The sequence below is a fragment of the Pseudomonas sp. HMSC063H08 genome (assembly GCF_001813645.1).
Lineage (GTDB): Bacteria > Pseudomonadota > Gammaproteobacteria > Pseudomonadales > Pseudomonadaceae > Pseudomonas > Pseudomonas aeruginosa.
Window position 1 is genome coordinate 113,406 of the sequence record NZ_KV813465.1, and the last position, 23,928, is coordinate 137,333.

Genomic DNA, 23,928 nt, shown 5'->3' on the forward strand with positions numbered 1-23,928 from the left:
GGTGGTGGAGAACCGTCCATGCGCATCCTTCTGGTGGAAGATCATCCGCAGCTCGCCGAAAGCGTGGTCCAGGCGCTCAAGGGCGCTGGCTGGACGGTAGACCTGCTGCAGGACGGGGTGGCCGCCGACCTGGCCCTGGCCAGCGAGGAGTACGCCCTGGCGATTCTCGACGTCGGCCTGCCGCGGATGGACGGCTTCGAGGTGCTAGCGCGCCTGCGCGGGCGCGGCAAGACCTTGCCGGTGCTGATGCTGACTGCGCGCGGCGAGGTGAAGGACCGGGTGCACGGCCTCAATCTCGGCGCCGACGACTACCTGGCAAAGCCTTTCGAACTGTCCGAGCTGGAGGCGCGGGTCAAGGCCCTGCTGCGCCGCAGCGTGCTCGGCGGCGAACAGTTGCAGCGCTGCGGCGCCCTGGTCTACGACCTCGGCACTCGGCGCTTCAGCCTCGACGAGCAGCCGCTGACCCTGACCTCGCGGGAACAGGCGGTGCTGGAAGCGATGATCGCCCGTCCGGGGCGGGTGATGAGCAAGGAGCAACTGGCCGCCCAGGTCTTCGGCCTGGACGAGGAGGCCAGCGCCGACGCCATCGAGATCTACGTCCACCGCCTGCGCAAGAAGCTGGAAGGCGGCGCCGTGCGCATCGTCACCTTCCGCGGCCTCGGCTACCTGCTGGAGGCGCAGGGTGACTGATGCCGGCAGTCTGCGCGGACGGCTGCTGCTGTGGCTGGCCCTGCTCCTGCTGCTGGTGCTCCTGGCGAGCGGCCTGAGCGCCTACTGGAACGGCCGCGAGGTGGCCGACACCGCCTACGACCGGACCTTGCTGGCCTCGGCGCGGGCGATCGCCGACGGGCTCTACGAGAAGGACGGCACCCTGCGCGCCGACGTCCCCTACGTGGCGCTGGATACCTTCGCCTACGACAGCGCCGGGCGGATCTTCTACCAGGTCAACGACATCCATGGTCGGATGATCTCCGGCTACGAGAATCTTCCGGCAGCACCCGCCGAGACCCTGCGCACCGACGACTACCCGGCCTTGGCGAAGTTCTACGACGGCGTCTACCAGGGCGTCGACGTACGCGTGGTGAGCCTGCTGCAGCCGGTCAGCGAACCGAGCATGAGCGGCATGGCGGAGATCCGCGTGGCCGAGACCGAAGGCGCCCGCGAGCGCATGGCGCGCAGCCTGATGACCGATACCCTGTTGCGCCTGGGCGTCCTCGGCGTCGGCGCGCTGGTGCTGGTGTGGCTGGCGGTGAGCGCCGCGCTGCGTCCGCTGGATCGCCTGCGCCGCGAGGTGGAAGAGCGCCAGCCGGACGACCTGCGGCCGTTGCCGATGCTCGAGGTCCAGCATGAATTGCGGCCGCTGGTGGAGTCGCTGAACCACTTCACCCAGCGCCTGCGCAGCCTGTTCGAGCGGCAGTCGCAGTTCATCGCCGATGCCGCCCACGAGTTGCGCACGCCGCTGGCGGCGCTCAAGGCGCGCCTGGAACTGGGCCTGCGCGAGCAGGAGCCGGAAGCCTGGCGTTCGACCCTGGAGACCACGGCGAAGAACACCGACCGCCTGATCCATCTGGCCAACCAGCTGCTCTCCCTGGCGCGCATCGAAAGCGGCGCCCAGGCCATCGCCGAGGGCGGCGCCGAGCGTATCGACCTGACCGCCCTGGCCCGGGAACTGGGCCTGGCGCTGGCGCCGCTGGCCTATGCGCGGGGAGCCTCGCTGGCGCTGGAAAGCGCCGGGCCGGTGTGGATCCAGGGTGAACCGACGCTGCTCAACGAATTGCTCAGCAACCTGCTGGACAACGCGCTGGCGCACACCCCGCAGGGCGGCAACGTGATCCTCAGGGTGCTGGAGGGGGGAGTGCTGGAAGTGGAAGACGATGGTCCGGGAATTCCCGCCGCCGACCGCGAGCGGGTCTTCCAGCGCTTCTACCGGCGCGGCGACAGCCCCGGCAGCGGCCTGGGGCTGGCGATCGTCGGCGAGGTCTGCCGGGCGCACCGGGCGCAGATCCAGCTCGACCAGGGCGAACTGGGCGGCTTGCTGGTGCGGGTGCGCTTCCCGGCGGAGTAGGGCGGGCCTATTGCAGCATGCTGGTGGCGGCTTCCAGGGCGCTGGAGAGGTCCTCGTCTTCCTTCATGTCGACGGTCGGTTCGAGGCCGAGCTTGGCGAACGCCGGGATCTGGCTCCAGTCCAGGCGGGTATAGGGATGCTCGCTGCCAAGGTAGCTCTGCAGGGTGGCGACCTGGACCAGGTCGGTATAGTCGGCGCGCGGCGAGTTGCGGGTGAAGTCCAGGTGCTGGCGCGGGACCTCGGCGATCGGCGCGGGGAAATCCCAGGCTTTGAGGATGCGCTCGCCGATCAGCGGATGGATGCGCTCGATCACGTGGCTCAGGCTGATGGAGTCCGACAGCAGCTCGTTGTGATCCTCGGCGTAGGTGAGGATCGGCAGCACGCCGATCTGGTGCACCAGCCCGGCCAGGGTCGCCTGGTCCGGCGCCAGGCGGGTGTAGTGACGGGCCAGCACGTGGCAGATGCCGGCGATCTCGGTGCTCTTGTTCCAGACTTCGCGCATCTTGCGGTCGACCACGTCGGTGGTGGCCTGGAACATCTGCTCCATGGCCAGGCCGGTGGCCAGGTTGCAGGTGTAGTTGATGCCCAGCCGGCTGATCGCCATCTGCAGGTCGGTGATTTCCTTCGGGCTGCGCAGCAGCGGACTGTTCACCACGCGGATGATGCGCGCGGTCAGCGCCGCGTCGTTGCCGATCACCTTGCTCAGGGCCTGGATGCTGACATCCGGGTCTTCCGCCGCCTCACGGACCTGCAGGGCCACCTCGGGCAGGGTCGGCAGCACCAGTTCATCCTGATCGATGGCGCGGATCAGGTCCTGTTGGACTTTGTCGGCAAGCTTGCTCATGGCATTTCCTTTGAAAACGCAATGGCCGGAGCACGCTGTACGTGCACCGGCCATGGGAATACTGGCGGGCCGTCCGCGGACGGCGAGGCACAGTTTACGGTCAGCGCTGGATTTCGCGGTCGCTGTCCAGCGTGTAAGGCAGATTGAGGAGGACGAGCGGCGCTCCTTCGGCGCTTCCGAGGCTGATCCGGCCGTCGGCGACGGCGTCGTCCTGCAGCACGGCGAGCAATTCCACGCTGTTCTCCGGCGTACGGGCGGCCAGTACCACTTCGCCGACGCTGGTGGAATGGACCGGCGAGAACAGCCCGGTGCCGGGCGCCGGCACCTCGTCTCCGCCCAGCGCCAGGCGATACAGGCGGCGCTTGAGGCGGCCGAGATACTGCATGCGGGCGACGATTTCCTGGCCGGTATAGCAGCCCTTCTTGAAGCTGACCCCGCCGACCGCCTGCAGGTTGATCATCTGTGGGATGAACAGCTCGCGGGTAGCGCCGAACACCTGGCCGACGCCGGCGCGCACCTGGCCGAGCAGCCAATCGTCGAGCGGCGCCTCGCGGCTGTGCTCGCGGAGCGTGGCAAGCACCGCCTCGGCGCGCTGCGCCGGAACCCATAGCTCGACGCGGGCGTCGCCCAGGGCGACGGCGAGCAGGTCGCCGTGGCGGGCGATCCTGCCGCTCTCCGCCGGGGTGTCTATCCCCAGGGCGCGCAGTGCCTCGCTGGCGTCGCGCAAGCCTATGCGGAGCCAGGCCGCGCTCTCGTCGGCAAGGCTGGCCTTGGAGAATACGGCGTATTTCTTCAGGTCCGCCAACTGGGCCTCGAGCAGCTCGCCGGCCATCGCCAGCAGCAGGCCGTCGCCCTCGGGCAGGATGCGGAAGCTCGATAGCAGGCGGCCCTTGATGTTGCAGCGGCCGCCGAGGCCGGAGGTCTCGTCGTTCAGGTAGGCGAGGTTGCAGGTCAACTGGCCCTGGAGGAATTTGGCGGCGTCCGGGCCGCGGACGGCGAGGATGCCTTCATGGACTAGCGGGGTGTGGAAAGCGGGGTCGGCCATTGCGATGCTGCGCGGTCAGTCAGTCAGGACCGTCATCATAGAACTCGGTCCGAGGCTTGTCAGCGGGCAAGAATGCCTGGCGCATCCGCCTTGACGGTTGTCGGACACTTCCGAGGCCGCCGTCGGCATGGGCCTGCGTCCCGCGCGGATGCCCTTGGTTTGCCGGGCAATACGACCAAGGGCGGACGCCGGCGGAGCGACGCCTCGTCATCGGGCCGCGCCATTCGAGCGCAACCGCCCTATAATGCCGGGCGTTTTCGAGGAGCCCGAACATGGCAGATGAAACCGAACTGAAACGACTCTACTGGCACAGCCGTCGCGGCATGCTGGAACTGGATGTGCTGCTGGTGCCTTTCGTGCAGGAGGTTTACCCGGGCCTGGACGCCGAGGACCAGGCGCGCTTCCGCAAGCTGCTGGAGTGCGAGGACCAGGACATGTTCGGTTGGTTCATGCAGCGCGGCGAGCCGGAAGACGCCGACCTGCGGCGGATGGTGCGGATGATCCTGGACCGTGTCCAGCCGGATTGAGCCGTTCGAATGCCGCTGGCGGGTCTCTCCGATCCTGCTGGCGGCGAGCCTGGCACTGTGGGCCCTGGCGCTGCTGTCGATCCTGCTGGCGGCGCTGCCGGTCTGGCTGAAGCCGCCGCTGGCGCTGGTCTGCCTGGCCTACGGTGCCTGGGGGCTGTACCGCCAGGTACTGCTGCGCGGCTCGCGGGCCTTCCGTGGGTTGCGCCATGACGAGCGGGGCTGGCAGCTGTGGAGCGCCGGAAGCGGCTGGCAAGCGGTGCAATTGCGCCCTGACAGCCTGGCGCTGCCCTGGCTGATCGTACTGCGCGTGCGCCTGCCGGGCCGCTGGCGCATCCTTGGCTGCTGTATCCCGGCCGATGCGTTGGGCGCCGACAGCCATCGGCGCCTGCGTGTCCGCCTGCGCTTCAGTCGCCGTAGATGGGCGGCACCAGGATAGTGTCGCGGGCTTCGGGCAGCAGGTCCGGATAATCCAGCGTGTAGTGCAGGCCCCGGCTTTCGCGGCGCTGCATGGCCGAGCGGATGATCAGTTCGGCGACCAGTGCCAGGTTGCGCAACTCGATCAGGTCGCGGCTGACCTTGTAGTTGCTGTAGAACTCGTCGATCTCGCTGAGCAGCAGGCGCACCCGGTGCTGGGCGCGCTGCAGGCGCTTGTTGGTGCGCACGATACCGACGTAGTCCCACATGAAACGCCGCAGTTCGTCCCAGTTGTGCGCGATGATCACGTCCTCGTCGGAGTCGGTGACCTGGCTGGCGTCCCAGCTCGGCAGGCTTTCCGGCAGGGGCGTGCCGGGCAGGCGCTGGAGCATGTCGGCGGCGGCAGAGCGGGCATAGACGAAGCATTCCAGCAGCGAATTGCTGGCCATGCGATTGGCGCCGTGCAGGCCGGTGAAGGTGGTCTCGCCGATGGCGTAGAGGCCTGGCACGTCGGTATGCCCGTGCTGGTCGACGAGCACGCCGCCGCAGGTATAGTGCGCGGCTGGCACTACCGGGATCGGTTGCTGGGTAATGTCGATGCCGAAGTCCAGGCAGCGCTCGTAGACGGTGGGGAAGTGCGCCTTGATGAACTCGGCCGGCTTGTGGCTGATGTCCAGGTAGACGCAGTCGATCCCCAGGCGCTTCATTTCATGGTCGATGGCGCGGGCCACGATGTCCCGGGGCGCCAGTTCGCCACGCGGATCGAAGCGCGGCATGAAACGCTCGCCATTGGGCAGGCGGAGCAGGGCGCCTTCGCCGCGCAATGCCTCGGTGATGAGGAAACTCTTGGCCTGCGGGTGGTACAGGCAGGTCGGATGGAACTGGTTGAATTCCAGGTTGCCGACCCGGCAGCCGGCGCGCCAGGCCATGGCGATACCGTCGCCGGAGTTGCCGTCGGGATTGCTGGTATAAAGGTAGACCTTGCTCGCGCCGCCGGAGGCCAGCACGCTGAAGCGGGCACGGAAGGTATCGACTTCGCCGCTTTCCCGATTCAGCACGTAGGCGCCCAGGCAGCGCTTGCTCGGCAGGCCTAGCTTGCGCTCGGTGATCAGGTCGACCGCCACTCGCTGCGACAGCAACTCGATGTTCGGTCGCCGCCGGGCCTGGGCCAGCAGGGTATTGAAGATCGCGGCGCCGGTGGCGTCGGCGGCATGGATGATGCGCCGGTGGCTGTGCCCGCCTTCGCGGGTCAGGTGGTATTCGAAGCTGCCTTCCTCGTGGTTGTGCTGCTCGTCGCGGGTGAAGGGCACCCCCTGTTCGATCAGCCACTGGATCGCTTCGCGGCTATGCTCCACGGTGAAGCGCACCGCGTCCTCGCGGCACAGGCCGCCACCGGCGACCAGGGTGTCCTCGACGTGGGATTCCACGGTGTCGGTATCGTCCAGCACGGCGGCCACGCCGCCCTGGGCCCAGTAAGTCGAGCCCTGCGACAGTTCGCCCTTGCTGAGGACGGCGATGCGCAGGTGTTCCGGAAGGGTCAGGGCCAGACTCAGGCCGGCGGCGCCGCTGCCGATGACCAGTACATCGTGTTGATAATGTTGGCTCATGCCCGCATTTCCCCGTGGTGGAGCCCTAGTATATAGAAGGGCCTGGCGGCACAATAGCGCACCCCCGCTGCCGGTCCGGCGGATGAGCTGCGGGCCTGTCATCGGCAGGCGTCATCAGAGCGGGGCGATGTAGTGCTGGAACTTTCTTAGACGCATCGGTTCCAAAGCAGGATGCCTGAAGACCTCGTCCGGTTGGCCTACCCAGCGGCACAGAGGCCGGGCCCTGAGCCCGATGCAATCCATTTTCGCGGGGCCCGGACACGATGTCCGGGGCCGCACGTCACGAGCGAGGAAAAAACTCGTGACGCATGCTTGGAGGGGAGAACTTTTGCAAGAAGCCCGAGTCTATCTTGGCAAGACGATTCGCTGGGACGCTCGAAGCTCCTCCAGGTTCGAAGAGGAGCTTTCATGCTAACCCAGGAACAGGATCAGCAACTGGTTGAACGGGTACAGCGCGGAGACAAGCGGGCTTTCGATCTGCTGGTACTGAAATACCAGCACAAGATACTGGGATTGATCGTGCGGTTCGTGCACGACGCTCAGGAAGCCCAGGACGTAGCGCAGGAAGCCTTCATCAAGGCATACCGCGCGCTCGGCAATTTCCGCGGCGATAGTGCTTTTTATACCTGGCTGTATCGGATCGCCATCAACACCGCGAAGAACCATCTGGTCGCTCGCGGGCGTCGGCCACCGGACAGCGATGTGACCGCAGAGGATGCGGAGTTCTTCGAGGGCGACCACGCCCTGAAGGACATCGAATCGCCGGAACGGGCGATGTTGCGGGATGAGATCGAGGCCACCGTGCACCAGACCATCCAGCAGTTGCCCGAGGATTTGCGCACGGCCCTGACCCTGCGCGAGTTCGAAGGTTTGAGTTACGAAGATATCGCCACCGTGATGCAGTGTCCGGTGGGGACGGTGCGGTCGCGGATCTTCCGCGCTCGTGAAGCAATCGACAAAGCTCTGCAGCCTTTGTTGCGAGAAGCCTGACACAGCGGCAAATGCCAAGAGAGGTATCGCTATGAGTCGTGAAGCCCTGCAGGAAACTCTGTCCGCTGTGATGGATAACGAAGCGGATGAACTCGAGTTGCGGCGGGTGCTCGCAGCTTGCGGCGAGGATGCCGAGCTGCGTTCCACCTGGTCGCGCTACCAGTTGGCGCGGTCCGTCATGCACCGCGAGCCTACCCTGCCGAAGCTGGATATCGCTGCGGCGGTCTCGGCTGCCCTGGCCGACGAGGCCGCTCCGCCGAAAGCGGAGAAGGGGCCGTGGCGGATGGTCGGTCGCCTGGCGGTCGCTGCCTCGGTGACCCTGGCGGTGCTGGCCGGCGTGCGTCTGTACAACCAGAACGACGCCCTGCCGCAGATGGCGCAACAGGGGACCACCCCGCAGATCGCCCTGCCGCAGGTGAAAGGCCCGGCCGTGCTGGCCGGCTACAGCGAAGAGCAGGGGGCGCCGCAGGTGATCACCAACTCCTCGTCCAGCGATACCCGCTGGCATGAGCAGCGTCTGCCGATCTACCTGCGTCAGCACGTGCAACAATCCGCCGTCAGTGGTACAGAGAGCGCGCTGCCCTACGCTCGGGCAGCCAGCCTGGAAAACCGCTGAGGAGAGACATGCGCACCACCTCCCTGTTGCTTTTGCTTGGCAGCCTGATGGCGGTTCCCGCCACTCAGGCTGCCGACGCTTCCGACTGGCTGAATCGTCTCGCCGAGGCCGATCGCCAGAACAGTTTCCAAGGCACCTTCGTCTACGAGCGCAATGGCAGCTTCTCCACCCATGAGATCTGGCATCGCGTGGAGAGCGATGGCGCGGTTCGCGAGCGCCTGCTCCAGCTCGACGGCGCGCGCCAGGAAGTGGTCCGGGTCGATGGGCGCACCCAGTGCATCAGCGGCGGCCTTGCCGACCAACTGGCCGATGCCCAGCTGTGGCCGGTGCGCAAGTTCGATCCTTCCCAACTGGCTTCCTGGTACGACCTGCGCCTGGTCGGCGAATCCCGTGTCGCCGGCCGCCCGGCAGTGGTCCTCGCGGTGACCCCGCGCGACCAGCATCGCTACGGCTTCGAGCTGCACCTGGACCGCGACACCGGCCTGCCGTTGAAATCGCTGCTGCTGAACGAGAAGGGGCAGTTGCTCGAGCGCTTCCAGTTCACCCAGTTGAATACCGGCGCGGCACCTGCCGAAGACCAGTTGCAGGCGGGCGCCGAATGCCAGGTCGTCGGCCCGGCCAAGGCCGACGGCGAGAAGGCCGTGGCCTGGCGCTCGGAGTGGCTGCCGCCAGGTTTCACCCTGACCCGCAGTTTCATGCGTCGCAGTCCGGTCACCCCCGATCCGGTCGCCTGCCTGACCTATGGCGATGGCCTGGCACGATTCTCGGTGTTCATCGAGCCGCTGCACGGTGCCATGGTTGGCGACGCGCGCAGCCAGCTCGGCCCGACCGTGGTGGTTTCCAAGCGCCTGCAGACCGATGACGGCGGCCAGATGGTGACCGTCGTCGGCGAAGTGCCGCTGGGCACCGCCGAGCGGGTGGCGCTGTCCATCCGGCCCGAGGCCGCCGCCCAGAAATGATCGAGGAGCAGGGGCGAGTGGTGGCGACCGAGCCGGGAGCGGTATGGGTCGAGACCGTGCGCCGCAGTACCTGCTCGTCCTGCTCGGCCAATGCCGGTTGCGGCCAGGGGCTGATGCAGCGCCTGGGCGTCGGCGCGGGGCGTGCCCGGGTGCGCGCGTTGAGCGACCTGAGCCTGCGGGTCGGCGATGCGGTCGTCCTAGGAATTCATGAAGACCTGTTGTTGCGCGCCTCCGTCCTCTTCTATCTTTTCCCTCTGCTCGGGTTTTTCGTGGCAGCATTGCTGGCGACCCGGGCGGGCCTTGTCGAACCTCTGATCATCGTGTCCGGGCTGGCGGGTTTGCTGGCGGCCTGGCTATTGGTGCGTCGGCATGCTCGTCGTCATGCCGATGATCCAGCCTCGCAGCCGGTGGTTCTGCGAGCGCTGATTTCCGGGCCGTCCGATTCGGCCTGAGTCTTTCTCTTCCCTCGAACATCACGGGAGCTGTAGTCGATGCATACCCTAAAACGCTGTATGGCTGCGATGGTGGCCTTGCTGGCCTTGAGCCTGGCGATGACGGCCCGGGCAGAACTGCCGGACTTCACGCCTTTGGTCGAACAGGCGTCGCCGGCGGTGGTGAATATCAGTACGCGGCAGAAGCTGCCGGATCGCGCCATGGCGCGCGGGCAGCTGTCGATCCCCGACCTCGAAGGGCTGCCGCCGATGTTCCGCGACTTCCTCGAGCGCAGCATCCCGCAGGTTCCGCGCAATCCGCGCGGCCAGCAGCGCGAGGCGCAATCGCTGGGTTCCGGCTTCATCATCTCCAACGACGGCTACATCCTCACCAACAATCACGTCGTGGCCGATGCCGACGAGATCCTGGTGCGCCTGTCCGACCGTAGCGAGCACAAGGCCAAGCTGGTCGGCGCGGACCCGCGCAGCGACGTGGCGGTGCTGAAGATCGAGGCGAAGAACCTGCCGACCCTGAAACTGGGCGATTCGAACAAGCTGAAAGTGGGCGAATGGGTCCTGGCCATCGGTTCGCCGTTCGGCTTCGATCACTCGGTCACCGCCGGTATCGTCAGTGCCAAGGGGCGTAGCCTGCCGAACGAGAGCTACGTACCCTTCATCCAGACCGACGTGGCGATCAACCCGGGCAACTCCGGCGGTCCGCTGCTGAACCTGGAGGGCGAAGTGGTCGGCATCAACTCGCAGATCTTCACCCGTTCCGGCGGCTTCATGGGCCTGTCCTTCGCCATCCCGATCGATGTCGCGCTGAACGTCGCCGACCAGTTGAAGAAAGCCGGCAAGGTCAGCCGCGGCTGGCTGGGTGTGGTGATCCAGGAAGTGAACAAGGATCTCGCCGAGTCCTTCGGCCTCGACAAGCCGTCCGGCGCGCTGGTGGCGCAACTGGTGGAAGACGGCCCGGCGGCCAAGGGCGGCCTGCAGGTGGGCGATGTGATCCTCAGCCTGAACGGCCAGTCGATCAACGAGTCCGCCGACCTGCCGCACCTGGTGGGCAACATGAAGCCGGGCGACAAGATCAACCTGGACGTGATTCGCAACGGCCAGCGCAAGTCCTTGAGCATGGCGGTAGGCAGCCTTCCGGACGACGACGAGGAAATCGCCTCGATGGGCGCTCCGGGCGCCGAGCGCAGCAGCAACCGCCTGGGCGTGACCGTCGCCGACCTGACCGCCGAGCAGCGCAAGAGCCTGGATATCCAGGGCGGCGTGGTGATCAAGGAAGTCCAGGACGGTCCGGCCGCGGTCATCGGCCTGCGTCCGGGCGATGTCATCACCCACCTGGACAACAAGGCGGTGACCTCGACCAAGATCTTCGCCGACGTGGCCAAGGCCCTGCCGAAGAACCGTTCGGTTTCGATGCGGGTACTGCGCCAGGGGCGCGCCAGCTTCATCACCTTCAAGCTGGCCGAATAAGCCGGCTGGCGAAAAAAGGGCGGTTTCCACCGCCCTTTTTCATGCCCGTCAATCCGTTACCTGCGTGACGCCTTGCCCGAGCATCAGGTAAACTCCCCGGCTATTTTTCGGCGGATTGCCGCCCTTGCCCTTTTCGAGTGTGTTGAGCCGTGAGCGACCTGAGCCATATCCGCAATTTCTCCATCATTGCCCATATCGACCATGGCAAGTCGACGCTGGCCGATCGCTTCATCCAGATGTGCGGCGGTCTCTCCGATCGCGAAATGGAGGCCCAGGTCCTGGACTCCATGGACCTGGAGCGCGAGCGCGGGATCACCATCAAGGCCCACAGCGTGACCCTGCACTACAAGGCGCAGGACGGTAAGACCTACCAGCTCAACTTCATCGATACCCCCGGCCACGTCGACTTCACCTACGAAGTCAGCCGCTCGCTGGCCGCCTGCGAGGGCGCGCTGCTGGTAGTGGACGCCGGCCAGGGCGTCGAGGCGCAGTCCGTCGCCAACTGCTATACCGCCATCGAGCAGGGGCTGGAAGTGATGCCCGTGCTGAACAAGATGGACCTGCCCCAGGCCGAGCCGGAGCGGGTGAAAGAGGAAATCGAGAGCATCATCGGCATCGACGCCACCGACGCCGTGGCCTGCAGCGCCAAGAGCGGGATGGGCGTGCTGGAGGTGCTGGAGCGCCTGGTGACCGCCATCCCCGCCCCGGAAGGCGAGATCGAGGCGCCGCTGCAGGCGTTGATCATCGACTCCTGGTTCGACAACTACCTCGGCGTGGTCTCGCTGGTGCGGGTGAAGAACGGCCGGGTGAAGAAGGGCGACAAGATCCTGGTGAAGTCCACCGGCAAGGTCCACCAGGTGGACAGCGTCGGGGTATTCACTCCGAAGCACACCGAGACCGTCGACCTGAAGGCGGGCGAGGTGGGCTTCATCATCGCCGGTATCAAGGATATCCACGGCGCGCCGGTGGGCGATACGCTGACCTTGAACAACACGCCGGACGTCGAGGTCCTGCCGGGCTTCAAGCGGGTCAAGCCGCAGGTCTACGCGGGCCTGTTCCCGGTCAGCTCGGACGATTTCGAGGACTTCCGCGACGCCCTGCAGAAGCTGACCCTCAACGACTCGTCGCTGCAATACGAGCCGGAAAGCTCCGAAGCACTGGGCTTCGGCTTCCGTTGCGGCTTCCTCGGCATGCTGCACATGGAGATCATCCAGGAGCGCCTGGAGCGCGAATACGACCTGGACCTGATCACCACCGCGCCCACGGTGGTCTTCGAGATCGTGCAGAAGAACGGCGAGATCATCTACGTCGACAACCCGTCCAAGCTCCCGGACCTGGCGTCGATCCAGGAAATGCGCGAACCGATCTGCCGCGCCACCATCCTGGTGCCCAAGGACCACCTGGGCAACGTGATCACCCTGTGCATCGAGAAGCGCGGCGTGCAGCGCGACATGCACTTCCTCAGCGGCCAGGTGCAGGTGGTCTACGACCTGCCGATGAACGAGGTGGTGCTCGACTTCTTCGATCGCCTCAAGTCCACCAGCCGCGGCTATGCTTCCCTGGACTACAGCTTCGATCGTTTCGAGCCGTCCAACCTGGTTCGTCTCGACGTGCTGATCAATGGCGAGAAGGTCGACGCCCTCGCCCTGATCGTCCACCGCGACAACGCCCCCTACAAGGGCCGCCAGCTGGTGGAGAAAATGAAGGAACTGATCCCGCGGCAGATGTTCGACGTGGCGATCCAGGCAGCCATCGGTGGGCAGATCATCGCCCGCTCGACGGTCAAGGCGCTCAGGAAGAACGTGCTGGCCAAGTGTTACGGTGGCGACGTGAGCCGTAAACGCAAGCTGCTGGAGAAGCAGAAGGCTGGTAAGAAAAGGATGAAGCAGGTCGGTAGCGTGGAAATTCCCCAGGAAGCCTTCCTCGCCGTGCTCAAAGTGGATAGCTAGAACCCATGACACTCAATTTCCCGTTGTTGCTGGTCATCGCCGTGGCTGTATGCGGCGCCCTGGCCCTGGTCGACCTGGTGCTGTTCGCGCCGCGTCGGCGGGCCGCGATCTCTTCCTACGAAGGGCAGGTGAACGAGCCCGATCCGGCGGTGCTGGAGAAGCTCAACAAGGAACCGCTGCTGGTGGAGTACGGCAAGTCGTTCTTCCCGGTGCTGTTCATCGTGCTGGTGCTGCGTTCCTTCCTGGTCGAACCGTTCCAGATTCCCTCGGGGTCGATGAAACCTACCCTCGAGGTCGGCGATTTCATCCTGGTCAACAAGTTCGCCTACGGCATCCGCCTGCCGGTGCTGGACACCAAGGTGATCCCGATCGGTGATCCGCAGCGCGGCGATGTCATGGTGTTCCGCTATCCCAGCGAACCGAACATCAACTACATCAAGCGCGTGGTCGGCCTGCCCGGCGACACCGTGCGCTATACCAAGGAAAAGCGCCTGTACGTCAACGGTGAGCTGGTAGCGGAGAAGCTGGTCGGCGAGGAACCGGGCACCCTGGGCAGCGTGACCCTGTACCAGGAGAAGCTGGGCCAGGCCGAGCACCTGATCCGCAAGGAAATGAGCCGCTATCGCATCGAGCCCGACCGCCAGTGGACCATTCCCGCCGGCCACTACTTCATGATGGGCGACAACCGCGACAACTCCAACGACAGCCGCTACTGGAACGATCCGAAGATCCCCAAGGATCTGCTGGGCATGGTTCCGGACCGCAATATCGTCGGCAAGGCCTTCGCCGTGTGGATGAGCTGGCCCGATCCGAAGATGAGCAACCTGCCGAACTTCTCCCGGGTCGGCGTGATTCACTGACCTGTGCGCAGGTTCGCCACGCGGAAGGGCGCTCCTGCTGAATAATCGCGAAGCGGGGCTGCTCCCGAGGGCAGCCCCGCTTTCACTTCCGCGAACGCCGCCGCAGGGCCCTGCCCGATGGCGTTACCGCTCGCTGGACGGAATAACTACACTGACATGAGGTCCGACATGAGGTTCGCGCGTTCGCAGAAGGGGATGTCCCTGCTGGGGTGGCTGGTGGTGCTGGGCGTGGTGGCGTTCTTCGCCAGCGCCGCATTCAAGATCATCCCGCACTACATGGATTACTACTCGCTGGAGAAGGTGATCACTTCCGTGGAGACCGACAAGGCGGCCGAGGTGCGTTCCGTGCCGGAGTTCTACAGCTACGTCGGCAAGGGGATGCAGATCAACGGCATCCGCAACCTGGACCTGGAGAAGGCCCTGGAGGTGCAACTGGAAGACAACCAATTCCGGGCGCACCTGAAATATGAAAAACGCGAGCCACTGATCAGCAACATCGACCTGGTGGTCCACTTCGACAAAGAATTCCGTGTACGCATGCCGTGAGTAATTCGCTGGACCGACTCGAGCGCAAGCTCGGCTATACCTTCAAAGACCGGGACCTGATGGTCCTGGCCCTGACCCATCGCAGCTACGCCGGGCGCAACAACGAGCGCCTGGAGTTCCTCGGTGACGCCATTCTCAACTTCGTCATCGGCGAGGCGCTGTTCCACCACTTCCCGCAGGCTCGCGAAGGCCAGCTTTCGCGCCTGCGCGCGCGACTGGTCAAGGGCGAGACCCTGGCCCTGCTGGCGCGCGGCTTCGAGGTGGGCGACTACCTGCGGCTGGGCTCGGGCGAGCTGAAGAGCGGCGGGTTCCGCCGCGAGTCGATCCTCGCCGATGCGATGGAAGCCCTGATCGGCGCCATCTACCTGGATACCGGCATGGACTCCGCGCGCGAGCGGATCATCGCCTGGCTCGGACCGCAACTGCGCGAGCTGACCCCGGTGGACACCAACAAGGACCCCAAGACCCGCCTGCAGGAGTTCCTGCAGTCGCGTGGCTGCGACCTGCCGCGCTACGAGGTGGTGGATATCCAGGGCGAACCCCATTGCCGGACCTTCTTCGTCGATTGCGAAGTGGCCCTGCTGAGCGACAAGACCCACGGGCACGGCGGCAGCCGCCGCATCGCCGAGCAGGTGGCCGCGGCCGCCGCGCTGGTGGCCCTGGGCGTGGAGAATGGCCATGACTGACATGCACGACGACATCCCCGCCGGCAGCCGTTGCGGCTACGTGGCGATCGTGGGGCGCCCCAATGTGGGCAAGTCCACCCTGCTCAACCACATCCTCGGGCAGAAGCTGGCGATCACCTCGCGCAAGCCGCAGACCACCCGTCACAACATGCTCGGGATCAAGACCGAGGGCGAGGTGCAGGCCGTCTACGTCGATACGCCCGGCCTGCACAAGAGCGGCGAGAAGGCCCTCAACCGCTACATGAACCGTACCGCCAGCGCGGCATTGAAGGATGTCGACGTGGTGATCTTCGTGGTCGACCGCACCCGCTGGACCGAAGAGGACCAGATGGTCCTGGAGCGCGTGCAGTACGTCAGTTGCCCGGTGCTGATCGCGGTGAACAAGACCGACCGCATCGAGGAGAAGGCCGACCTGCTGCCGCACCTCGAATGGCTCACCCAGCAGTTGCCGAAGGCCGAGGTAGTACCGATCTCGGCGCAGCACGGGACCAACCTGGACGTGCTGGAGAAGCTGGTCGCCGAGCGTCTGCCGGAAAGCGAGCACTTCTTCCCCGAAGACCAGATCACCGACCGCAGCAGCCGCTTCCTGGCCGCTGAGCTGGTCCGCGAGAAGATCATGCGCCAGCTCGGCGCCGAGCTGCCCTACCAGATCACCGTGGAGATCGAGGAGTTCAAGCAGGAAGGTCGCATCCTGCATATCCATGCGCTGATCCTGGTGGAGCGCGAGGGGCAGAAGAAGATCATCATCGGCGACAAGGGCGAGCGGATCAAAAGCATCGGCCAGAACGCGCGCAAGGACATGGAAGTGCTGTTCGACTCCAAGGTCATGCTCAACCTCTGGGTCAAGGTCAAGGGCGGCTGGTCCGACGACGAGCGTGCCCTGCGCTCGCTGGGCTACGGCGACCTCTGACCGTTCCCGGCAGCCCGGCGCCAGCCGGGCGCCATTCCTCTCGCGCCCGGTCGACCCGCCATGTCCTTCGCCGCCGCCCAAGCCACCTACGTGCTGCATAGCCGGCCGTACAAGGAAACCAGCGCCCTGGTGGACTTCTTCACCCCGTTGGGTCGCCTGCGCGCGGTCCTGCGCGGCGCCCGCGGCAAGGCTGGCGCCCTGGCGCGGCCATTCGTGCCGCTGGAAGCGGAGTGGCGTGGGCGCGGCGAACTGAAGACCGTGGCCCGCCTGGAAAGCGCCGGCATTCCCAACCTGCTCAATGGCCAGGCGCTGTTCAGCGGTCTCTATCTCAACGAGCTGTTGATCCGCCTGTTGCCGACGGAAGACCCGCAGCCGGAAATCTTCGCCCACTACGCCGCGACCCTGCCGCTGCTGGCGGCGGGGCGACCCATCGAACCGCTGCTGCGCGCGTTCGAATGGCGCCTGCTGGAGCAACTGGGCTATGGTTTCGCTCTCGATGTCGACATCGATGGGCGCCCGATCGAGCCGCAGGCGTTGTACCAGCTTTTGCCAGAGGCCGGCCTGGAGCCGGTGGCGCAGCTGCAACCCGGGCTGTTCCAGGGCTCCGAACTGTTATCCATGGCCGACGCCGACTGGAGCGCCCCCGGCGCCCTGGCGGCGGCCAAGCGCCTGATGCGCCAGGCGCTCGCTCCCCATCTGGGCGGCCGGCCGCTGGTCAGCCGCGAGCTGTTCATGAACCGTAAGGAGTCACCCCGTGACTGAAGCCACTCGAATTCTGCTCGGCGTGAACATCGATCACGTCGCCACCCTGCGCCAGGCCCGGGGCACCCGCTATCCGGACCCGGTGAAGGCCGCCCTGGACGCCGAGGAAGCCGGCGCCGACGGTATCACCGTGCACCTGCGCGAGGACCGCCGGCATATCCAGGAACGCGACGTGCGGGTGCTCAAGGAAGTGCTGCAGACGCGGATGAACTTCGAGATGGGGGTCACCGAGGAAATGCTCGCCTTCGCCGAGGAGATCCGGCCGGCGCATAGCTGCCTGGTCCCCGAGCGCCGCGAGGAACTGACCACCGAGGGCGGCCTCGACGTCGCCGGCCAGGAACAGCGCATCCGCGACGCGGTACGACGCCTGGCTGCGGTGGGCAGCGAAGTGTCGCTGTTCATCGATCCCGATCCGCGGCAGATCGAGGCCTCCGCCCGGGTCGGCGCGCCGGCTATCGAACTGCATACCGGTCGCTACGCCGACGCCGAAGACCCCGAGGAGCAGGCCCGTGAGCTGCAGCGGGTACGCGAGGGCGTGGCCCTCGGGCGTTCCCTCGGCCTGATCGTCAACGCCGGGCATGGCCTGCACTACCACAATGTCGAGCCGGTCGCGGCCATCGACGGCATCAACGAGCTGAACATCGGCCACGCCATCGTCGCCCACGCCCTGTTCGTCGGCTTCAGGCAGGCGGTGGCCGAGATGAAAGCGCTGATGCTGGCCGCGGCGACCAAGCGCTGAGGCAATCGCGCCCCGCTTGCCGTCGACCTGCGGGGCGGATGAAGCCATGAAAAAAAGCCCATCTGAGGATGGGCTTTTCCCTATTCGCTGTCAGGGCTTGCGCGCCACCAGCGTGGCGCGCATCGGTGCCGGCAGGCCTTCGACGGTTCGCGAACGGTCCTGCGGATCGAGGAATTCCGGCAGCGACTGGAAACGCATCCATTCGGTGGAGCGTTGTTCCTCGACGCTGGTCAGGCTGACGTCGACGCAGCGCGCGTCGGCGAACCCGGCGCGGCGCAGCCAGAGCTCCAGGGCTGCCACCGAGGGCAGGAACCAGACGTTGCGCATCTGCGCGTAGCGGTCCTCGGGCACCAGCACGGTGCTGGCGTCGCCTTCCACCACCAGGGTCTCCAGGACCAGTTCGCCGCCGCGCTTCAGGCAGTCCTTGAGCGCCAGCAGGTGGTCGATGGGCGAGCGACGGTGATAGAGCACGCCCATGGAGAATACCGTGTCGAAGCCTTCGAGCTTCTCCGGCAGGTCTTCCAGGGCCAGCGGCAGGTGCCAGGCCGGCAGCTCCGGCAGGTAGCGCTTGGCGGCGAGGAACTGGCAGAGGAACAGCCAGTTCGGATCGACCCCGACCACGCTTTCCGCGCCGGCGCCGAGCATGCGCCACTGGTAGTAGCCGTTGCCGCAGCCGACGTCGAGGACGCGTTTGCCACGCAGTTCGACATGTGGCGAGACACGCTCCCATTTCCAGTCGGAACGCCATTCGGTATCGACCTGTACGCCGAAGAAGTCGAACGGCCCCTTGCGCCAGGGAATCAGCCCTTGCAGCGCTTCCTTCACCTGCGCTTGCAGCGCCGCATCGTGGTCGCTGTGCAGGGCGAAGCGCTGGGCCAGTTCGACCTTCGGCGCGGGCACCTGGGGCAGGCGCTGGACCGCGCTCCACCAACGGGCCAGGTCGCCGTGGCCTTCCTCGATGCGCGCGGCGATCTGCGCGGGCAGGCTGGTCGCCCAGCCGTACAGCGGCGAGCCGGCGAGGTGTCGCTGGAGGGCGTCGAGGGCGAGGTGCTGGATCATGGCAGGGCGATCATCGAGGCGAAGTTGAGACACTGGAACCATTGGCTGACCCGGCTGAAGCCGGCGGCCAGCAGCCGTTCACGGTGTTCCTCGAAGGTGTCGGGGAGCATGACGTTTTCCAGCGCGCTGCGTTTCTGCGCGATTTCCAGCTCGCTGTAGCCGTTGGCACGCTTGAAGGCGATGTGCAGGTCGGTGAGCAGCGCGTGCTCCTGCGCATCGGCGAAGCGCAGTTTCTCCGAGAGGATCAGCGCGCCGCCGGGCAGCAGTGCCTGGCGGATCCTGCGCAGCAGGCCGAGGCGCTGGCCGGGGGCGACGAACTGCAGGGTGAAGTTCATCGCCACCAGCGAGGTGGGTTGCAGGTCCAGGGCGAGAATGTCGGCCTCGATCAGCTCGACCGGCAGCAGCTCCTGGTACATGGCGTCCTGGGCATGCAGGTATTCACTGCAGCGCTCGATCATCGCGTGCGAGTTGTCCACCCCGATCACCCGGCAGCCGTCGTTGCGGACGTGGCGGCGCAGCGACTGGGTGACCGCGCCGAGCGAGCAGCCGAGGTCGTAGAGCACGCTGTTCGGCTGGGCGAACTGCGCGCCGAGTACGCCGATGTTCTCGACGATGGTGGGGTAGCCCGGCACGGAGCGCTTGATCATGTCGGGGAACACGCGCACCACGTCTTCGTTGAATACGAAGTCGGCGACACGTTGCTGGGGTTGGGCGAACAGGCGATCGGACTCGCTCACGCGGGTGACCTCGGGCATCACGGCTTTTCAGGGGGCCGAATTGTAGCCGAGGGACGAGCGTCGCCCAACTGCGCGGCGACGATTCACCCATGCGCGCAGGCGAATCACCTGAGCTTGTCGGAGAAGTACTCTCCCGCGCCCTGCAGCGGACCCAGCGGGTTCTTCTTGTCTTCCAGGCGATGGATGTTCGGTTCGCCGTTGCTGACCTTGTGCACCAGCACGTCGTTGACGAAGACGAACACTGCCTTGAACGACCAGCCCTGCAACTCCCGTTTCTTGCGGAAGTTGAACACGTCCGCCCAGAAGCTGCCGACCCGCTGGGTGTCGGTCTTGCTGAAATCGAAGGCGTAGCCGATGCAGCGGTCCTTCGCTTCCAGGCATTGCACCAGGCCGCCCGGCAGGTAATCGATGGGGATGTTCGGCTGGATGAACATGAGCCGCACGTCGATGAACGACAGCATGCGGCCGTTGCCCTGGGTCAATGGATCGAAACCCAACCCGAACAGCTGCGAACGGGTCGTGCTGCCGGGTTGCGCCTGGGAATAGCGCAGTTCGGCATCGAGGTAGTCGACGAAGGGGGATTGGACTTCCGCTCGTTCGCTGGGCAGCAGGCTGCCGCAGGAGGAAACGAAGACAGTGGATGCCCAGAGTAGTGAGTAACGAAGAGCGGTGCCCATGACGCGCCTCCTTTCGGTGCCGTCGTAGATTGAGTAATAGACGACGCCAAAAAGGCCTGCCGGAATTTATTCAATCGGCTGAAAGCAGCGTGGTTGCTGGTCTGGCGGCGGATTTCCGGCGGCCCGGAAAGTCATTCGAAAGAAAGCCTATAGCGCTCGCCGAGGACCTTCAGGGTGCCTTCGCGACGCAGTTGGCGCAGCCCTTCGTCGAGTTCCGCGAGACGCGCGTCGACCTCCGGCAGGTGCGGACTGAGGCCGACGTGCAGCGGCTGCCGCCCGGGCAGTTCGCCAGCGCGGCGGACCTGTCCGGCGAGCTGCGGATGATGCTCCAGGTAGTGCTCGATGATGTCGCGGTCTTCCAATAGCACGTCGATGCGGCCGAGCAGCAGTTTCTGCAGGTTGCGCGGCAGCACGCGCTCGCCGCCGAGGACCTGCAGGTGCAGGTCGTCGTCGCCGGCCTGGCTGCGCCAGGCTTCGAAGCGCGGATTGTTCACGTAGCCCTGGGCGAGGCCCAGGCGCTGGCCGAGCAGGGATGCATCGCCGGAGTAGCGCCAGTCGCTGTCGTGGCGGGTGTAGAAGGCCAGCCCGACCCAGCCGATGGGCTCGCTGCCGACCCGCAGGCCGTCGAGTCCATAGGCGCCGACCAGGCCGTCGCGATGGCCGTCGCGGACCATCTGCACGGCGCGCGGCCAGGGCAGGCTGTCGAAGTGCGGTGGCTCCCGAAGGACCTGGCTGAGCGCCTCGACCAGGTAGCCGGGCCGCTGCGGCGTGCCAGGGCACAGGTAGGGGCAGCCGTCGTCGCCTGCGAAGCGCAACGGTTCGGCCAGCGAGGGCAGAGGAGCGGCGCAGGACAGGGCGAGCAGGACGAAGGCGGCGCGGAGCATGGAGTCCTCGGGGCGACGGGGCCTGTCAGGATAGGCCAGGTCGCCACGGCGCAGGACGTCGGTCTTCGTACAGAATGTGTCCGCCGCGGGCAGCGGTTTCAGCGCACCTGGATCGCGCAGGAAAAGCTTTCCGCCGGTTCCGCGTCCTTTTCCCAGGGCCGCCGGTAGACCAGTTCCAGGCGGTCGTCGCCGCTGGCGGCGACGCGGAAGCGCCAGGTCGATTCGCCGCCGCTGCCAACCAGGCCGCTGTCTTCTTCGGAATTGCTGTAGACCTCCGGGCCAAGGCGCTTGAGCACACTGGCGGCGGGGTTGCGCAGTTCCCAGCGGAAGCCGGTGGTGGGATTGCTCGGCAGGGTCAGCACCAGTTCCTGGCCTTGCGTCAGCTTCAGCGGCGAACAGTCGTCGGCGTCGTCCAGGGTGACCACCGGCTTCTGTTGCCCGGCGCAGCCGGCCAGGACCACGATGGACAATGGCAGCAGCAGACGGGAGGGGGAAAAGGACATGCAGCGCTCCTCGGCTCGAATGGAAAGGGCGCCAGCATAAACCCTGCCGGCGCCCGAGCGCCAAGGTTGGCACGGCGGATGGCCGAACCGGTCGGGCATCCGCCGCCGGCTCAGGCCGGGAACAGCACCTTGGCCACGTCGCCGTAGCGCTTGGCGAAATGCACGGTGAGCCCTTCCTTGAGATAGTCGGGCAACTCTTCGAAGTGGCCGCGGTTGGCTTCCGGCAGGATCAGCTCGAAGATCTTCTGCCGGCGCGCGGCGATCACCTTCTCGCGGACCCCGCCGATGGGCAGGACCTGGCCGGTCAGGGTCAGTTCGCCGGTCATCGCCACGCCTTTCTTCGGCACCTGGTTGCGCGCCAGGGAGAGCAGGGCGCTGGCCATGGTGACGCCGGCGCTGGGGCCGTCCTTGGGCGTGGCGCCTTCCGGCACGTGCAGGTGGACGAACGCCTGGTCGAAGAAGGTCGGGTCGCCGCCATACTTCTTCAGGTGCGAGCCGATGTAGCTATAGGCGATCTCGGCGGATTCCTTCATCACGTCGCCGAGCTGGCCGGTGAGCTTGAAGCCACGGTTCAGCGTGTGGATGCGGGTCGCCTCGATCGGCAGGGTGGCGCCGCCCATGCTGGTCCAGGCCAGCCCGGTGATCACGCCGATCCCGGAAAGCACCTGCTCGCTGCGGAACACCGGCATGCCGAGGTAGTCCTCGAGGTCCCTGGGACCGATCTTCACCTTCGACTCGGGATCCTCCAGCAGCTTGACCACCGACTTGCGCACCAGCTTGCCGAGCTGTTTCTCCAACTGGCGCACCCCGGCTTCCCGCGCATAGCCCTCGATCACCGCACGCAGCGCGGCATCGCTGATGCTCAGGCGGCCCTTGGGCACGCCGGCCTTTTCCAACTGCTTGGGCCACAGGTGACGCTTGGCGATGGCCAGTTTTTCCTCGGAGATGTAGCCGGACAGGCGGATCACTTCCATCCGGTCGAGGAGCGGTCCGGGGATCGAGTCGAGGGTGTTGGCGGTGCAGACGAACAGCACCTTGGACAGGTCCAGGCGCAGGTCCAGGTAGTGGTCGAGGAATTCGACGTTCTGCTCCGGGTCGAGGGTTTCCAGCAGCGCCGAGGCCGGGTCGCCCTGGTAGCTGGCGCCGAGCTTGTCGATTTCGTCGAGCATGATCACCGGGTTCATCACCTCGACTTCCTTCAACGCCTGCACCAGCTTGCCGGGCAGGGCGCCGATGTAGGTGCGGCGGTGGCCCTTGATCTCCGCCTCGTCGCGCATGCCGCCGACGCTGAAGCGGTAGAACGGCCGGCCGAGGCTCTCGGCGATGGATTTGCCGATGCTGGTCTTGCCCACCCCCGGCGGGCCGACCAGGAGCACGATGGAACCGGCGATCTCGCCCTTGAAACTACCCACGGCGAGGAATTCGAGGATGCGATCCTTGATGTCGTCGAGGCCCGCGTGATGCTTGTCGAGGACCTTGCGCGCATGCTTGAGGTCGAGCTTGTCCTTGCCGTACACGCCCCAGGGCAGGGCGGTGGCCCAGTCCAGGTAGTTGCGGGTGACGGCGTACTCGGGCGAGCCGCTCTCGAGGATCGACAGCTTGTTCAGCTCTTCGTCGATACGCTTGCGCGCCTGCTCGGGCAGCACCTTGCCTTCCAGGCGGGCGCGGAATTCGTCGGCGTCGGCGCTCTTGTCGTCCTTGGTGATGCCCAGCTCCTGCTGGATGATCTTCAACTGTTCCTTGAGGAAGAATTCGCGCTGGTGTTCGCCGATCTTGCGGTTGACCTCGGCGGACAGCTCCTTCTGCAGGCGCGCGACTTCCACCTCCTTGCGCAGCAGCGGCAAGACCTTCTCCATCCGCTTGAGGATCGGCACGGTGTCCAGCACTTCCTGCAGTTCGCCGCCGGGCGCGGTGGTCAGGGCCGCGGCGAAGTCGGTGAGCGGCGACGGGTCGTTGGGACTGAAGCGGTTCAGGTAGTTCTTCAGTTCCTCGCTGTACAGCGGGTTGAGCGGCAGCAGCTCCTTGATCGCGTTGATCAGGGCCATGCCGTAGGCCTTCACTTCGTCACTGGGATCGATCGGGGTCTTCGGATAGTCCACCTCCACCATGAACGGCGGACGATGGCGCTTGATCCAGCCCCGGATACGCACCCGCGAGAGGCCCTGGGCGACGAACTGCAGCTTGCCGCCCTCGCGCGAGGCATGGTGCACCCGGACCAGCGTGCCGTGCTCGGGCAGGCTGTTGACGTCGAAGTGGCGCGGGTCTTCCGGAGGATTGTCCATGAAGAACAGGGCCAGCGAATGGTGGTCGGTCTTGGCCACCAGTTCGAGGGTTTCCGCCCAGGGTTCTTCGTTGACGATCACCGGCAGCACCTGCGCCGGGAAGAACGGGCGGTTGTGGATCGGGATCACGTAGAGGGTGGTCGGCAGGGTCTGGCCGGGCAGCACCAGGCCGGTGCCGGCGGGCTGCGCGTCGCTGATGTGTTCGGGATTAACGTCCTGGTCGCTCATGAGGCACCTGACTGACTGAAACATGAGAGTCTAGATGGGGCCCCGGGGGCGGGTTTCAATCCCTGTCCGTTCAAGGATGTTGCCGAAGGTTTCCACGCAGCACGCGGTACGCGGGTACCACTT

Annotated in this window: 25 protein-coding genes; 16 read left to right on the forward strand and 9 right to left on the reverse strand. The window is 66.0% G+C overall.

Annotated elements, in window-relative coordinates; genetic code table 11:
* Positions 1-18 precede the first annotated feature (18 nt).
* Both HMPREF2924_RS17560 and HMPREF2924_RS17565 read left to right on the forward strand, forming a co-directional pair.
* Positions 19-690 carry a response regulator gene (locus tag HMPREF2924_RS17560; protein WP_003085524.1) on the forward strand — a complete coding sequence of 224 codons (672 nt, stop codon included), beginning with the start codon at positions 19-21 and terminating at the stop codon, positions 688-690.
* The gene (locus tag HMPREF2924_RS17565) at positions 683-2,065 is read left to right on the forward strand and encodes a sensor histidine kinase (protein WP_003085526.1); all 1,383 of its coding nucleotides are present in this window, start codon (positions 683-685) and stop codon (positions 2,063-2,065) included. Before HMPREF2924_RS17560 ends, HMPREF2924_RS17565 begins: the two co-directional genes overlap by 8 nt.
* A gap of 7 nt (positions 2,066-2,072) precedes the next feature.
* Here the strand turns inward: HMPREF2924_RS17565 and HMPREF2924_RS17570 are convergent, their stop codons facing one another.
* Both HMPREF2924_RS17570 and HMPREF2924_RS17575 read right to left on the reverse strand, forming a co-directional pair.
* Positions 2,073-2,909 (reverse strand): HDOD domain-containing protein, encoded by an 837-nt coding sequence (locus HMPREF2924_RS17570; RefSeq protein ID WP_003085528.1) that lies wholly within the window; start codon positions 2,907-2,909, stop codon positions 2,073-2,075.
* 100 nt (positions 2,910-3,009) lie between these two features.
* A complete protein-coding gene (locus HMPREF2924_RS17575) occupies positions 3,010-3,954 on the reverse strand; it encodes a CAF17-like 4Fe-4S cluster assembly/insertion protein YgfZ (protein WP_003134361.1) in 945 nt (314 codons plus the stop codon).
* Between the two features lie 272 nt (positions 3,955-4,226).
* On the opposite strand from HMPREF2924_RS17575, the gene HMPREF2924_RS17580 reads away from it, so the two are divergent.
* Together HMPREF2924_RS17580 and HMPREF2924_RS17585 are read left to right on the forward strand one after the other, a co-directional pair.
* The gene (locus HMPREF2924_RS17580) at positions 4,227-4,481 is read left to right on the forward strand and encodes an FAD assembly factor SdhE (protein WP_003085532.1); all 255 of its coding nucleotides are present in this window, start codon (positions 4,227-4,229) and stop codon (positions 4,479-4,481) included.
* The gene (locus HMPREF2924_RS17585; RefSeq protein WP_003454678.1) at positions 4,465-4,917 is read left to right on the forward strand and encodes a protein YgfX; all 453 of its coding nucleotides are present in this window, start codon (positions 4,465-4,467) and stop codon (positions 4,915-4,917) included. Before HMPREF2924_RS17580 ends, HMPREF2924_RS17585 begins: the two co-directional genes overlap by 17 nt.
* Here the strand turns inward: HMPREF2924_RS17585 and nadB are convergent.
* Complete coding sequence (gene nadB / locus HMPREF2924_RS17590; protein WP_003110247.1) at positions 4,886-6,502, reverse strand: L-aspartate oxidase; 1,617 nt, start codon at positions 6,500-6,502, stop codon at positions 4,886-4,888. The genes HMPREF2924_RS17585 and nadB overlap by 32 nt on opposite strands.
* Before the next feature lie 408 nt (positions 6,503-6,910).
* Here nadB and rpoE point away from each other — a divergent pair, with 408 nt between their 5' ends.
* The 12 genes from rpoE to pdxJ all read left to right on the forward strand — a co-directional run bounded on the left by rpoE (position 6,911) and on the right by pdxJ (position 17,435).
* Positions 6,911-7,492 carry an RNA polymerase sigma factor RpoE/AlgU gene (rpoE, locus tag HMPREF2924_RS17595; protein WP_003085543.1) on the forward strand — a complete coding sequence of 194 codons (582 nt, stop codon included), beginning with the start codon at positions 6,911-6,913 and terminating at the stop codon, positions 7,490-7,492.
* 31 nt (positions 7,493-7,523) lie between these two features.
* Positions 7,524-8,108, forward strand: a complete 585-nt coding sequence (gene mucA / locus HMPREF2924_RS17600) for an anti-sigma factor MucA (protein ID WP_003101958.1) — start codon at positions 7,524-7,526, stop codon at positions 8,106-8,108.
* 8 nt (positions 8,109-8,116) lie between these two features.
* Positions 8,117-9,067, forward strand: a complete 951-nt coding sequence (gene mucB / locus HMPREF2924_RS17605; protein WP_003085548.1) for a sigma factor AlgU regulator MucB — start codon at positions 8,117-8,119, stop codon at positions 9,065-9,067.
* The gene (gene mucC, locus HMPREF2924_RS17610) at positions 9,064-9,519 is read left to right on the forward strand and encodes an alginate biosynthesis regulator MucC (RefSeq protein WP_003110245.1); all 456 of its coding nucleotides are present in this window, start codon (positions 9,064-9,066) and stop codon (positions 9,517-9,519) included. The genes mucB and mucC overlap by 4 nt, the downstream gene beginning before the upstream one ends.
* A gap of 39 nt (positions 9,520-9,558) precedes the next feature.
* Positions 9,559-10,983 carry a serine protease MucD gene (gene mucD / locus HMPREF2924_RS17615; RefSeq protein ID WP_004364147.1) on the forward strand — a complete coding sequence of 475 codons (1,425 nt, stop codon included), beginning with the start codon at positions 9,559-9,561 and terminating at the stop codon, positions 10,981-10,983.
* Positions 10,984-11,132: 149 nt separating this feature from the next.
* On the forward strand, positions 11,133-12,932 hold the full coding sequence (lepA, locus tag HMPREF2924_RS17620; RefSeq protein WP_003085555.1) for a translation elongation factor 4: 1,800 nt from the start codon (positions 11,133-11,135) through the stop codon (positions 12,930-12,932).
* 5 nt (positions 12,933-12,937) lie between these two features.
* Positions 12,938-13,792 carry a signal peptidase I gene (gene lepB, locus HMPREF2924_RS17625; RefSeq protein ID WP_003101969.1) on the forward strand — a complete coding sequence of 285 codons (855 nt, stop codon included), beginning with the start codon at positions 12,938-12,940 and terminating at the stop codon, positions 13,790-13,792.
* A gap of 168 nt (positions 13,793-13,960) precedes the next feature.
* Positions 13,961-14,338: a DUF4845 domain-containing protein gene (locus HMPREF2924_RS17630; protein WP_003085562.1), complete on the forward strand. Its 378-nt coding sequence runs from the start codon at positions 13,961-13,963 to the stop codon at positions 14,336-14,338.
* Positions 14,335-15,024 (forward strand): ribonuclease III, encoded by a 690-nt coding sequence (gene rnc / locus HMPREF2924_RS17635; RefSeq protein WP_003085565.1) that lies wholly within the window; start codon positions 14,335-14,337, stop codon positions 15,022-15,024. The genes HMPREF2924_RS17630 and rnc overlap by 4 nt, the downstream gene beginning before the upstream one ends.
* Complete coding sequence (gene era, locus HMPREF2924_RS17640) at positions 15,017-15,934, forward strand: GTPase Era (protein ID WP_003085566.1); 918 nt, start codon at positions 15,017-15,019, stop codon at positions 15,932-15,934. Before rnc ends, era begins: the two co-directional genes overlap by 8 nt.
* Positions 15,935-15,994: 60 nt before the next feature.
* The gene (gene recO, locus HMPREF2924_RS17645) at positions 15,995-16,696 is read left to right on the forward strand and encodes a DNA repair protein RecO (protein ID WP_004364144.1); all 702 of its coding nucleotides are present in this window, start codon (positions 15,995-15,997) and stop codon (positions 16,694-16,696) included.
* The gene (gene pdxJ / locus HMPREF2924_RS17650; RefSeq protein ID WP_003101974.1) at positions 16,689-17,435 is read left to right on the forward strand and encodes a pyridoxine 5'-phosphate synthase; all 747 of its coding nucleotides are present in this window, start codon (positions 16,689-16,691) and stop codon (positions 17,433-17,435) included. The genes recO and pdxJ overlap by 8 nt, the downstream gene beginning before the upstream one ends.
* Positions 17,436-17,525: 90 nt before the next feature.
* Here the strand turns inward: pdxJ and cmoB are convergent, their stop codons facing one another.
* The 6 genes from cmoB to lon form a co-directional block, all read right to left on the reverse strand.
* A complete protein-coding gene (gene cmoB, locus HMPREF2924_RS17655) occupies positions 17,526-18,494 on the reverse strand; it encodes a tRNA 5-methoxyuridine(34)/uridine 5-oxyacetic acid(34) synthase CmoB (RefSeq protein ID WP_003085573.1) in 969 nt (322 codons plus the stop codon).
* Positions 18,491-19,231, reverse strand: coding sequence for a carboxy-S-adenosyl-L-methionine synthase CmoA (gene cmoA, locus HMPREF2924_RS17660; protein ID WP_003124239.1), 741 nt, complete (start codon positions 19,229-19,231; stop codon positions 18,491-18,493). The genes cmoB and cmoA overlap by 4 nt, the downstream gene beginning before the upstream one ends.
* 104 nt (positions 19,232-19,335) lie before the next feature.
* The gene (locus HMPREF2924_RS17665) at positions 19,336-19,908 is read right to left on the reverse strand and encodes a hypothetical protein (RefSeq protein WP_003085577.1); all 573 of its coding nucleotides are present in this window, start codon (positions 19,906-19,908) and stop codon (positions 19,336-19,338) included.
* Between the two features lie 131 nt (positions 19,909-20,039).
* Entirely contained in the window at positions 20,040-20,792 is a 753-nt protein-coding gene (locus tag HMPREF2924_RS17670) for a substrate-binding periplasmic protein (protein WP_004364140.1), read from the reverse strand.
* Positions 20,793-20,890: 98 nt separating this feature from the next.
* Positions 20,891-21,295: a protease inhibitor I42 family protein gene (locus HMPREF2924_RS17675; protein ID WP_003085581.1), complete on the reverse strand. Its 405-nt coding sequence runs from the start codon at positions 21,293-21,295 to the stop codon at positions 20,891-20,893.
* 110 nt (positions 21,296-21,405) lie between these two features.
* Positions 21,406-23,805, reverse strand: coding sequence for an endopeptidase La (gene lon, locus HMPREF2924_RS17680; protein WP_003085583.1), 2,400 nt, complete (start codon positions 23,803-23,805; stop codon positions 21,406-21,408).
* Positions 23,806-23,928: the final 123 nt, after the last annotated feature.

What these genes read in the sequence shown, in the direction of transcription:
- mucA (WP_003101958.1), top strand. Translation starts at nt 7,524, where the DNA reads ATGAGTCGTGAAGCCCTGCAGGAAACTCTGTCCGCTGTGATGGATAAC.
- HMPREF2924_RS17570 (WP_003085528.1), bottom strand. Translation starts at nt 2,909, where the DNA reads ATGAGCAAGCTTGCCGACAAAGTCCAACAGGACCTGATCCGCGCCATC.
- lon (WP_003085583.1), bottom strand. Translation starts at nt 23,805, where the DNA reads ATGAGCGACCAGGACGTTAATCCCGAACACATCAGCGACGCGCAGCCC.
- rpoE (WP_003085543.1), top strand. Translation starts at nt 6,911, where the DNA reads ATGCTAACCCAGGAACAGGATCAGCAACTGGTTGAACGGGTACAGCGC.
- HMPREF2924_RS17630 (WP_003085562.1), top strand. Translation starts at nt 13,961, where the DNA reads ATGAGGTTCGCGCGTTCGCAGAAGGGGATGTCCCTGCTGGGGTGGCTG.
- mucC (WP_003110245.1), top strand. Translation starts at nt 9,064, where the DNA reads ATGATCGAGGAGCAGGGGCGAGTGGTGGCGACCGAGCCGGGAGCGGTA.
- HMPREF2924_RS17675 (WP_003085581.1), bottom strand. Translation starts at nt 21,295, where the DNA reads ATGTCCTTTTCCCCCTCCCGTCTGCTGCTGCCATTGTCCATCGTGGTC.
- era (WP_003085566.1), top strand. Translation starts at nt 15,017, where the DNA reads ATGACTGACATGCACGACGACATCCCCGCCGGCAGCCGTTGCGGCTAC.
- HMPREF2924_RS17580 (WP_003085532.1), top strand. Translation starts at nt 4,227, where the DNA reads ATGGCAGATGAAACCGAACTGAAACGACTCTACTGGCACAGCCGTCGC.
- nadB (WP_003110247.1), bottom strand. Translation starts at nt 6,502, where the DNA reads ATGAGCCAACATTATCAACACGATGTACTGGTCATCGGCAGCGGCGCC.
- HMPREF2924_RS17575 (WP_003134361.1), bottom strand. Translation starts at nt 3,954, where the DNA reads ATGGCCGACCCCGCTTTCCACACCCCGCTAGTCCATGAAGGCATCCTC.
- HMPREF2924_RS17670 (WP_004364140.1), bottom strand. Translation starts at nt 20,792, where the DNA reads ATGCTCCGCGCCGCCTTCGTCCTGCTCGCCCTGTCCTGCGCCGCTCCT.
- HMPREF2924_RS17665 (WP_003085577.1), bottom strand. Translation starts at nt 19,908, where the DNA reads ATGGGCACCGCTCTTCGTTACTCACTACTCTGGGCATCCACTGTCTTC.
- mucD (WP_004364147.1), top strand. Translation starts at nt 9,559, where the DNA reads ATGCATACCCTAAAACGCTGTATGGCTGCGATGGTGGCCTTGCTGGCC.
- cmoB (WP_003085573.1), bottom strand. Translation starts at nt 18,494, where the DNA reads ATGATCCAGCACCTCGCCCTCGACGCCCTCCAGCGACACCTCGCCGGC.
- HMPREF2924_RS17560 (WP_003085524.1), top strand. Translation starts at nt 19, where the DNA reads ATGCGCATCCTTCTGGTGGAAGATCATCCGCAGCTCGCCGAAAGCGTG.
- lepB (WP_003101969.1), top strand. Translation starts at nt 12,938, where the DNA reads ATGACACTCAATTTCCCGTTGTTGCTGGTCATCGCCGTGGCTGTATGC.
- mucB (WP_003085548.1), top strand. Translation starts at nt 8,117, where the DNA reads ATGCGCACCACCTCCCTGTTGCTTTTGCTTGGCAGCCTGATGGCGGTT.
- recO (WP_004364144.1), top strand. Translation starts at nt 15,995, where the DNA reads ATGTCCTTCGCCGCCGCCCAAGCCACCTACGTGCTGCATAGCCGGCCG.